The organism is Micromonospora sp. ATA51 (genome assembly GCF_016802855.1).
Classification (GTDB): domain Bacteria; phylum Actinomycetota; class Actinomycetes; order Mycobacteriales; family Micromonosporaceae; genus Micromonospora; species Micromonospora sicca.
Map to the genome: position 1 here is coordinate 1 of NZ_JAEVHJ010000257.1, position 9881 is coordinate 9881.

The window sequence follows — 9881 nt, forward strand, 5'->3', positions numbered from 1 at the left end:
CACGGCGGTGCGCAGGGCGGCGGAGTAGGTCTCGGCGTGGGCGGGGGCGGCGGTCAGGGCGGTGGTGGCGGTGACGGCGGCCAGCAGGGTGGCGGCCCAGCGCAGGGTACGGGTCACGGTCGGCTCTCCCGATCAATCGAAGATAGCGGTACTTCGATATACACAGGTGTCGACCGTCATAGCAATGGTCTGCGAGCGAACAACTGCAGAACAGCGTTCCGCCGGCGGTAGGTGGTCAGCCTCTCGCCGCTGAAGCGGGCGGCCGGTACTGGTAGACCTCCGTGTCATCAAGCCTGTCAGCGAGGACGTAGACGTGCTCAACCGCGGGCGCCGCGAGGTGGCTCGCCCCGACGTAGAAGCCCGTCTGAGGTAGCTTGACCACCGCCGGTGGACTGCCGTCGGCGGTGACCTCCACTGGCATGAGTCTCCCGTCGACCGGTCCATCCAGAAACCATGCCTCTACTGCCGCCACTGCCACTCCGCGTACCGCTTGTCGGGGGCTGAGATTCGCCGCTGGCCGGGGGTATAGGAATGAGGCGTGCGGAGGCAGGAGCAAATCTGCCTCCGCACCTTCCTGTATTTGGTCACGTGTCGCAGGCGATACCGTCGCCGTCTCGGTCCAGGTCGTAGATATCGCTGCCGACCACTCGGACAGGCCCGTCGACGTAGGCGGGGCCGTTGCCGCTGCCACCAGCGCAGTCGACGTCGCTGGCGATGGGTACGCAGGCGCCGCTGTAGTTCGGGTCGCACTGCTGGGTGACCTTGGTGCCGACCCTGACGACCTGGGTGACGGGTGCCTTGGTGACCTGCGAGCGGACCAGCTTCTTGGCTGTCTGGACGCCGTCGGTCAGGGTCAACTGGTAGGTGAGGGTCTTGACTCCCGCGACCCCGCGGGTGGTCACCTTTCTGGTGCCCTTGGGTAGCGAGGAGTCGTTGACGGTCCTGGTCTGGTACGCGATCTTCTGCGTCTCGGTGACGGTCCGGGTCTCGATCACAGGGGTGGCGGCAGCCTTGGGGGTCACCGCAGTCGGCGACGGTGCTGCTGGCGTGGCGGCGAGGCCTGCCTCCGTTGCAGTCGACGGGGCATCCGCGGCCTGAATAGTCGGGGCCGGCGGGGTGGTGGCGTCCTTGTCGGAACTGGTAGGGGAGACAAGGGCGACGATGCCGGGCACCCCGCAGCACAGCACCACCAGCACCCCTGCGCTGATGAGCGCGATCTTGCCCTTGGACGCCTTCCGCCGCGCCGGCGCCTGGTTCCAGCTGGCAGCTGCTGGGAACTGCGCCGTCGGGTACGGCGGTACCTGGCTGCCGTACCCGGCCTGTGGCTGGTAGGGCGGTGGGGGCGGGGGTGGCGGAGGCGTTGGCTCTTGCCACGGGTCCTGCGGAGGCTGGTACGTCACCTGTCCGAGTGTGCTGACCAGTGTCAACGTTGGGCACCGTCCGGTCGGCCACGATGTGTATCAGCATTTCGACCGACGGTTACGGGTCCTGTTTCTGCTGCTCACCGCCCATCGAGGGCCGGAACATTCCCGAGCGTTCGACCGGACCGTGGGGGCGGCGGTGGAGAGAGTTGGCACGGGAAGCGCCGGCCCACCTGATGGCGGGCCGGCGCTCATGGTGCCGCTGGGTTCAGCAGTAGGTGTAGCTGCCGCTGCTGCCCCAGGAGCACGAGTCGATTCCCGTGCCGGCGGAGTTACGCAGGTAGGCGGCGTCGCCGCTGTTGTTCCACACGTACCAGGACAGGCCCCAGTAGAGGTTGCTGCTGGTGTTGGTGCCCTTGCCGGTGTGGATCGCGACGCTGTATCCAGGCTTGAGGTACCAGTTGGTGGTGAACTTGTAGACGTGGTTCGACTTGTCGCGCAGAGTCCAGTACTTGAGGTTGATGGTGGAGCTGCGCTTGTTGGTCAGCCGGACGTACTCGGCGTTCAGGCTGGTGTTCGACCCGGTGTCGCTGCCCGGCGAGTTGTAGTAGACCTTGGTGATCATGATGGCCGGGGTGGCGGCCTGCGCCGGCGTGGCGGCGGCGAGCGACCCGCCGACCGCGATGGCGAGCGCCGCGACGGCACCGATCAGCTTGTTCTTCAAGTGGTCCCCTTGACTCAAAGGTAGAAGCCGGCGAGAACCCATCGCCGGTAGATGCATGGCAACACATGCACGCAAGATCATAATATTGCTCAACGACAAGTTCGCGAGCCGAAACCGTCAACATCGGCGATAGTGCCGGCCCGGGCATCCGAGGCTGCCCGATCGGGACACGGCGGCGACCAGTTAGCGGAGCGGCGATCAGGTAACAGGCTGAACGATCGCTCAAGCGCCAGGGCCTACGGTCGGCTGATGGGGTTCTCCATCAAGCTGGCACCCGGGGTGCGTATCCGTGCCTCCTCTCGCGGCATCCGCACCAGTGTCGGCCCGAGGGCGGCCCGGGTGCACTTCGGCGCCGGCCGCACCGGCTTCTCCACTGGCGCGGGTCCCGTCGGCTTCTACACCTCCCTCGGCGGAGGCCGCGGCCGTAGCGGGTCCGGTGGCCGCGGTACTTCAGCGGCGGCCTATCAACGGCAGCTCGCGGCGCAGCAGCGCCAAGCCGCCCAGGCGCAGCGGGCGGAGGAGGCCCAGCATCTGGCGCAGGCGTTCCTGCGTATTCTCGACCTGCACCGGGTGAACTTCTCCGCCGCCACCCGACCGGTCGCGCCCGAGCCCGCACCACCGGACCGGGCCAGCATCTACCAGCACTACGAACAGCACGCCCTGGCCGGTGTCGGGTTCTTCGAGCGGACCAAACGGGCGCAGGCCAAACAGCGCGCCGCGCAGTGGACCGACGCCGAGGTGCGGCGGCAGTGGACCACCCTGCTCGAGCAGAAGGCCGGCTGGCAGCAATTCCTCGACCAGCGGTGGCAGCAACTGTGCAGCAACGACCCGGATGTCGTCCTGGAAACCCTCGAAGAAGCGTTCGAAGACAACGAGGCGGCGAGCGCCGCCGTCGGCGTCACCGGCGACGAGGTTTCCCTCGTGGTGCTCGTCCCCACCGTCGAGCAGGTCGTGCCCAAGCGCATGCCCACCACCACCCAGGCCGGCAACCTGTCCCTACGGAAGTTGCCCCAGCGTGACCGTGCCGCCTACTACAAGCAGTTCGTCTGCGGCCAGGTCCTCGTCACCCTGCGGGAAGCCTTCGCTGTCGCACCCGCCATCGGCTCAGCGCGAGTGGCCGTGCTGCGCCACGACGGGCCGGACAGCTATGGCAGACCCGGGGTGTCGTGCCTTCTCGCCACCGAAATCCATCGTGCATCGCTGAACGGCGTGCGATGGGCGGAAGCCGACGCTGCCGCCATCGTCAACGACACCAGCACTGAACTGCTGCTCAACCCGCGAGCTCGAACCGGCGAACTGCTACCTCTGAACCTCGCCGGCGAGTCGGCGATCACCGAACTCATCAACGCCGTTGATCTAGCCGAACTGACTGACCGCTGACCAGGAGTCGCCCTCCGCCCGTCGGGGTTGGTACCCGGTGTCGGCCTGGTCGCCGTACAGCAGAGAACTACAGCGACGCGCCCCACCGTCGTAGCCCGAGACCGGCCGGCGGAGGCTCGCCACCTGCTTGCGGAACCGTAGGCAACCTCCTCGCCGGCAATCCAGAAAGTTCAGGGACTACAGCGACGACCAGGCCGAGGCCGGAGGCAGCCATGAGGCAGCAAGCCCTTTGATCCAGGTGGGTACGAGCCGGCAGAGGACGCCTAGCGTCAGCTGCTCGACCGCACTGGTCGGCAACGATCGGCACGAGCCGACGAGGTGTGTCCGGCTCCCCCCGGCGGGGGTCGTCCCCTGCTCTGGCGCGAGGCGGGACGGCAGGCGATGATCGATCTGTGCTGAGATGCCCACTCTGCTCCAGAGACGTCGATCCAGGTGGGTCGGCGGTGCTTCGCTTCCGGCGCGACAACTCATGGAGCTACATGTGGCAGCCGTTCGTGGAGGACCTCCGTACTTCGGCACCTGACCTCCTCCATCCCGGTTGCTACGTAGAAGACCAGGGACTCGAAGCTCTTCTCGGATTGATCACCGCCAGCGACAAGCAACAGCGGGCGAGTACCTTCAGGGCCCATCAACGGATCATGGAGTTGGAACGACAGCTTGGATCGGGTGACTAGCGGCTGTTGACAGCAACGACGACAGCAACCGGCCCGGACGAGGACGCCCGCCGGCGGAAGCATGCGGACAAGCGGTCGAGGTCCCGAATGCGGACAGACGACGCCGGACGATCAGCACAGAGCTTGTAAGCGAGGTGTCGCGCCTCGGTGGGCGACCCGGGCTTACCGGGGAAGCGGGTTGGCGACGTAGACGCCCTTGCCCTGCCGGCCGTCGATCAGCCCTTCGGCCTTCAGCAGCAGCATGGCGGCGCGGATCACGGTGTTGCTGACCTTGTAGTGCTCGCAGAGGGCGGCGAACGAGGGCAGCTTGTCGCCCGGCTTCAACTGACCGGAGCTGACCTGCTCGCGGATATCCCGGGCGACCTGTAGGTAGGCAGCTTCAGACATAGGTGGTGCTCCCAGCTTGGCGGCTGGTGCAAGCAGACCATATGGCGGGCTCGACTTACAACGCTATGTGTCGTAGCTGTTGACCCTGCGCACATTGCGTCCTAAGTTGCTCGTGGGGCTACCCAGCTTGGCGGCCGGGTCGTCCTGCCGTGGGTGCCCTGTCTCCGGACACGGCTGACCGGGTGCCCACGGGACCCCAAGCGTCGGCGGGAGGCGTGATGACCGCACCGAACGATGCAAGTGATTCATCCGCAGGTGCCGTGCGGGATACCGGGCGCCAACAGCGGCAGGACAACAGCCGGCGGCGCGTGTCCTACGACGAGTACGTCCTGGCGGCGGCGCTGACCCTCGCCCGCCGACACCGGCCCCTCTGGTCATGGCGGCACTGGCGGCGCATCTGCCGTTGCGGGAGCGACCTGCCCTGCCGGAGCCGTCATCCCATCCCAATCAACCGCGGCCACTGGCCAAGCCAGGACGCGCCGCGATGACGACACACCTCCCGGTAACACCGGCCTGGACCTGCGGCGGCTGCGGTGCCGACTGGCCTTGCCAGACCCGGCGGCGGGAGCTGCGAGCCGAGTACGACCGCGCCCCGGTGTCGCTGGCCCTCTACCTGGCCGCCCAGTTCGTCGACGCCGCCCAGGACCTGGCCCACGTCCCCGCCGGCCAACTTCACCACCGCTTCCTCCGCTGGAACCGATGAGCTTCCTGCGACCCGGCGACGAGAAGTTCCACTACAGCGACGGCTCCCACAGGTGGATCCCGCCGAACCCGGACTACGACCAAGAGGTCTGGGACGAGCAGGTCCGCCAGCACAAGCAAGGCCACCTCAAGAACGAGCGCCCGAAGGTCCGCATCCAGCGCCTCGCTTGACGCCAGCAGTACAGCAGTGAAGTACAGCAACCGTGCCAGCCGAACCCGGCCGAGAAGCGCGCCAGCAGCCCGGATGACCTCGTACCGCACCCGATCCGGCCGGCTCTCCGGTAATCCATAGGTTCAGGGTTCGAGTCCCTGGCGGCCCACCACAGACCGCCTCTGAGCTGCGACAGCACAGGGACGAGATCGTCGGACACAATCACCGGGCCAGAGGCGAGTTCTCCAGGGGCGGGGTGATCGGATGAACCTGGAGTTCGCCGGCGAGATGTGGTTCTGGAAAGGGCCGGCGCCGTGGCACTTCGTCACCGTTCCCGAGGACGAGTGCGGCGAACTGGCGGCGACGTCCGCGCTGGTGACCTACGGCTGGGGCATGGTTCCGGTCCGGGCGCAGATCGGCGGGACCGGATGGCAGACGTCGCTGTTCCCGAAGGACGGGCGGTACATCGTGCCGGTGCGGGCGTCGGTGCGGAAGGCCGAAGGGCTCGAGGTGGGCGACGTGGTGACGGTCCGCCTGGCCGTCGACGTCTGACCAGCCGGCGCCGGCATCGGCACACCAGCGCCTCCCCAGCTCGGAGCAGCGCTCGCGACACACCACTGACCCGTCGTGTCGGTGTCCTTGATCCGGTTGCACACCCCGTTCACCTGGTAGGACGGTGGTGCCACCGAGCGTGGAGGAGGTACCGCATGACCAGCAAGCGCGAGACCGTGGAGGTGGATCCGGTCGTGTTCCGCGCCGTCTACGACTCGCCCGCGTCGCTGCCGGGTCGGCACCGCTGGACGACGCCGGAGCCGGACGTACGCCGGCTGGAGAAGCTGCTCGGGATGCCGGCGCGCAGCGTCGGCGCGCCGCTCTGGGTCAGCGGCGACGAGCCGGACTGCCCGAAGTGCGGCCGGCGGGTCAACTGGTACGACATCGTCGCGTCGGCGCTGCACGGCGTCCACGATCCGACGATGATCGCCCGGGTGATCCTCGGCGAGCGCAAGTACGTCAACACCGAGGTGCCGGACGCGATCCCCGGGGTGTACTGCGCCGACTGCCGCACCCCGATCGAGGGGCTGCGCAGCTTCAAGTGCCACAACTGGGCGTACGCCTTCGAGGCGCTGGAGGCGGTGGTCGAGCGGATGTCCGGGGTGACCGCCGATCCGGTCAGCCAGCCCGGTCATTCCCAAGGAAAACCCCAGGTGCACGGAGTATGAACAGATGGTGAGGTGATTCATGACCGACGCCATCATGACCGACGTTCCCGACATCAGCGTCGACTGGTACCGCGACATCGTCGACTTCGCCGACGGCACACCGCAACCGGTGCACTGGTTCGCCACCCACTTCACCGAGGGGGCGGTCCTGCTGCTCGGCGTACTGCTGGTGGTCGCCGCGGCGACCCGGCTGGTCGGCGGCGACATCCGGGGCCGGGCGCTGGCGCTGGCCGCGCCGGTGTCGGTGCTGCTGGCGTACGGCGGCAGCGAGGGGCTCAAGGACCTGGTCGCCGAGGACCGGCCCTGCCGCAGCCCGGCGGACCTGATGATCGTGGCCGCCCACTGCCCGCCGGTGGGCGACTGGTCCTTCCCCAGCAACCATGCCACCATCGCCGGGGCCCTGGCCGCCGCGACCCTGCTGTTGCATCGCCGGATCGGACTGGTCGCCGCCCCGCTGGCCCTGCTCGCCGCGCTCTCCCGCACCTTCATCGGCGTGCACTACCCGCACGCTGCATGCCGCGTACGAACGGCTGGTCAACGCCATCCACAACGAGGACACCCTGGCGAACTACCACAACGAGGGCCGCCGCCTCGGTCGGCTGATGTACGAGGGGCGCTGGCTGGACCCGCAGGCGCTGATGCTGCGCGAGTCGTTGCAGCGCTGGGTCGGCACGGCGGTCACCGGCGAGGTGACGTTGCGGCTGCGCCGGGGCGACGACTACTCGATCCTGGACACCACCGGCCCGGCGTTCAGCTACCACCCCGACAAGCTGTCGATGGAGCGTACCGAGGACTCGGCGTTCGGCCCGTCGGACCGGATCGGCCAGCTCACCATGCGCAACCTGGACATCGCCGACTCGCGGGCGAAGCTGGAGCAGTACGCCACCCTCGGCATGGTCGGCGGCGCGACCCCCCAGCGGATGGTCGGCGCCGCGCAGGCAGCCTCGACCGGGCTGATCGGTGCGATGCCAAAGGGCGGCGCGGAAGCCATCGCCTCCCGGGGCGTCTCCTCCGCCGACGACGAGGCACTCGACCGCGCCGCGATGGAGTTCGGCGTCGACTGAGCGACGCCTCGGGAAGGGATCAGTAGCGCCGGGCAGTTTGAGTACGCACACCAGCCTCGGGGCGATCTTCCGGGCCGTGGCGGCCCTCGGCGTGGACGCCGTGCTGCTCTCCCCGTCCTGCGCCGACCCGCTCTACCGGCGCAGCGTCCGGGTCAGCACGGGTGAGGTCTTCGCCGTCCCGTACGCGAAGGTGGACCCCTGGCCGGACGCCCTGGCCCAGGTCCGGGCGGCCGGTTTCACGGTGCTGGCGATGACGCCCGCCCCGGACGCGCTGCCGATCCAGCGGCTGGACGCGGCGCAGCGGGCCCGCGCGGCCCTGCTCATGGGCGCCGGGGGCGGGCCTGACCCGGGCCGCCATGGACGCCAGCGACGTCCGGGTGGTGATCCCGATGCGGCGCGGAGTGGACTAGCTCAACGTCGCCGCCGCCACCGCGGTGGCCGGCTGGGAGCTGGGCCGCGACGACCCGCTGTGACGCTGCCCTTCGGGATCGAGGGTGACGCAGGGTAGCGTATCGGCCGTGTTCCCTACCGTCCGTGAGGTCCTCGCGCTCGACCCGGTCCGCCACGGCGCCCCCCGCCTGGTCGCCGGGGAGGCCGGGCTGGACCAGCCGGTGCGCTGGGTGCACGTGACCGAGGTGCCGGACATCGCCACCCTGCTCAACGGGCGGGAGCTGGTGCTCACCACCGGCATCGGGCTGCCCGCCGACGACGCCGGCCTGCGCGCGTTCATCGGCGACCTGGCCGACGTCGGGGTCTCCGGCCTGGTGGTGGAGCTGGGTCGCCGGTACGTCAGCGGGGTGCCCCGGGTGATGGCGGCCGCCGCCGAACGGCGCGGCCTGCCGCTGGTGGAGCTGCGGCGGGCCACCCCGTTCGTCCGGATCACCGAGGCGGTGCACGCGCTGATCGTGGACGCCCAGCTCACCGAGCTGCGGGCCACCGAGGAGATCCACCAGCGGTTCACCGAGCTCTCGGTGGAGGGCGCCGACGCCGCCGAGGTGGTCCGGCAGGCCGCCGAGCTGGCCGGCAGCCCGGTGGTGCTGGAGAACCTGTCCCGGCAGGTGCTCGCGTACGACCCGGCGGGGGAGAACGCGGAGCTGCTGCTGGACGGCTGGGAGCAGCATTCCCGGCGGATCCGGCCGACCGGCCGGACCGCGTACGACCCGGACAGCGGCTGGCTGGTGACCACCGTCGGCGCCCGCGGGCAGGACTCTACGCCGACGACTGGGTGACCCGGCAGGGGCTGGACCTCGCCCCGCACCTCGCCACCATCGACCGCTTCCTGGCCACCGGCGCTTGGCCGGCCTGACCGGACGAGCGCGGATCAGCGCGGGTCGACCCGTTCGGCGAGACCCGGGTAGCGCACCACGAAGCCGTCCGGGTCCACGTCCAGGTCCGCGGTGAAGGTGTCGCTGGCGAAGCGCACCCGGCCGGGCCCGAGCGGGGTGTAGACCTGCTCGGCGGGGACCACGGCCAGGCTGGGCACGAGCACCCAGGCGACGGTCACCCGGCGGGCCTGGTCCGCCGGCGCCCGGCTCAGCCCGAGGCGGCGTACGGGCAGGGTGTTGAACAGCGGGGAGCCGCCCAGGTCGAGGTCGAGCGCGTCGGCCAGCCGGCCCGGGTCGTCCGTGCCCGGCAGCCCGGCCGGGGCGTGCCCGGCCGCGCGCAACGTCGCGTCCAGGTCACCCTGCTCGCCGGTCCGCACCCGCCAGCCGTTCCCGGTGCGTTCCAGCCGTACGCTCCGCGACCAGCCGGCCCCCTCGGCCTCCGCCTCCAGCCGGGTGGCCGACCAGTCCTGACCGACGGTGAGCTGGTACCGGCAGGTGTACGGGATCGGGTCCACCGCCAGCGCCACACCCCGCGCGGCGAGTCCCTGTCGGCTGTCGAGGACGACGTGCTCGGCCCCGGCGGTGTCCGTCCTGGTCCAGAAGAGCGACTGCGGCATGGTCGGCATGAACCGGACGTTACGCGACGGCGCGGACATCGGCGCGGGATGCCAAAACGCCGCCGCGGAGCGGGTGCTCCACGGCGCGTCCGGTGTTCAGGTCAGTGGGTACGCGCCGGCGGTCGCCCGCCGAAGCCCCGCCGGTCGTCGCGCGGCCGGTCGTCGCGCGGCCGGTCGTCCCGGCCCCGCCCCTCGGAACGGAACCCGCCCCGGGGGTCCGCCGACCGGAAGTCGCCGCCCCGCTCGCCGAACGTGCGCTCGCCCCGGGCGTCCCGG

General features: G+C 70.0%; 10 protein-coding genes and 4 pseudogenes. 9 read left to right on the forward strand and 5 right to left on the reverse strand.

All coding sequences use genetic code 11. The features are described from left to right. Positions 1-235: 235 nt before the first annotated feature. From JNW87_RS28705 to JNW87_RS28715, 3 genes are all read right to left on the reverse strand, one after another. Positions 236-472 carry a hypothetical protein gene (locus JNW87_RS28705; RefSeq protein ID WP_146231119.1) on the reverse strand — a complete coding sequence of 79 codons (237 nt, stop codon included), beginning with the start codon at positions 470-472 and terminating at the stop codon, positions 236-238. A 112-nt stretch (positions 473-584) separates the two neighbouring features. Next, a complete protein-coding gene (locus JNW87_RS28710; protein ID WP_238454726.1) occupies positions 585-1400 on the reverse strand; it encodes a G5 domain-containing protein in 816 nt (271 codons plus the stop codon). Positions 1401-1629: 229 nt separating this feature from the next. Then, a complete protein-coding gene (locus JNW87_RS28715; RefSeq protein ID WP_236648339.1) occupies positions 1630-2085 on the reverse strand; it encodes a lamin tail domain-containing protein in 456 nt (151 codons plus the stop codon). 249 nt (positions 2086-2334) lie between these two features. Here JNW87_RS28715 and JNW87_RS28720 point away from each other — a divergent pair, with 249 nt between their 5' ends. Next, positions 2335-3465, forward strand: a complete 1131-nt coding sequence (locus JNW87_RS28720; RefSeq protein ID WP_109804033.1) for a DUF4236 domain-containing protein — start codon at positions 2335-2337, stop codon at positions 3463-3465. An 836-nt stretch (positions 3466-4301) separates the two neighbouring features. Here JNW87_RS28720 and JNW87_RS28725 read toward each other — a convergent pair. Continuing rightward, the gene (locus tag JNW87_RS28725) at positions 4302-4526 is read right to left on the reverse strand and encodes a winged helix-turn-helix domain-containing protein (RefSeq protein WP_091269831.1); all 225 of its coding nucleotides are present in this window, start codon (positions 4524-4526) and stop codon (positions 4302-4304) included. Between the two features lie 484 nt (positions 4527-5010). On the opposite strand from JNW87_RS28725, the gene JNW87_RS28730 reads away from it, so the two are divergent. The 8 genes and pseudogenes from JNW87_RS28730 to JNW87_RS28760 all read left to right on the forward strand — a co-directional run. Further along, positions 5011-5229: a flavin reductase gene (locus JNW87_RS28730; protein ID WP_109804031.1), complete on the forward strand. Its 219-nt coding sequence runs from the start codon at positions 5011-5013 to the stop codon at positions 5227-5229. Then, a complete protein-coding gene (locus JNW87_RS28735) occupies positions 5226-5399 on the forward strand; it encodes a hypothetical protein (RefSeq protein ID WP_201749851.1) in 174 nt (57 codons plus the stop codon). The genes JNW87_RS28730 and JNW87_RS28735 overlap by 4 nt, the downstream gene beginning before the upstream one ends. Positions 5400-5643: 244 nt before the next feature. Next, on the forward strand, positions 5644-5931 hold the full coding sequence (locus JNW87_RS28740; RefSeq protein WP_109804030.1) for a DUF1905 domain-containing protein: 288 nt from the start codon (positions 5644-5646) through the stop codon (positions 5929-5931). Positions 5932-6086: 155 nt separating this feature from the next. Continuing rightward, the gene (locus JNW87_RS28745) at positions 6087-6599 is read left to right on the forward strand and encodes a hypothetical protein (protein ID WP_236648338.1); all 513 of its coding nucleotides are present in this window, start codon (positions 6087-6089) and stop codon (positions 6597-6599) included. A 34-nt stretch (positions 6600-6633) separates the two neighbouring features. Beyond that, positions 6634-7047: pseudogene (locus tag JNW87_RS40885) on the forward strand (phosphatase PAP2 family protein); the annotation flags it as partial. Positions 7048-7108: 61 nt separating this feature from the next. Then, a pseudogene (locus tag JNW87_RS40890) lies at positions 7109-7663 on the forward strand (argininosuccinate synthase); the annotation flags it as partial. Between the two features lie 37 nt (positions 7664-7700). Then, positions 7701-8136: pseudogene (locus JNW87_RS28755) on the forward strand (TrmH family RNA methyltransferase); the annotation flags it as partial. 45 nt (positions 8137-8181) lie between these two features. After that, positions 8182-8871, forward strand: a pseudogene (locus tag JNW87_RS28760) (PucR family transcriptional regulator ligand-binding domain-containing protein); the annotation flags it as partial. A gap of 113 nt (positions 8872-8984) precedes the next feature. Here the strand turns inward: JNW87_RS28760 and JNW87_RS28765 are convergent. After that, positions 8985-9605 carry a putative glycolipid-binding domain-containing protein gene (locus JNW87_RS28765; protein WP_109805127.1) on the reverse strand — a complete coding sequence of 207 codons (621 nt, stop codon included), beginning with the start codon at positions 9603-9605 and terminating at the stop codon, positions 8985-8987. Between the last annotated feature and the right edge of the window lie 276 nt (positions 9606-9881).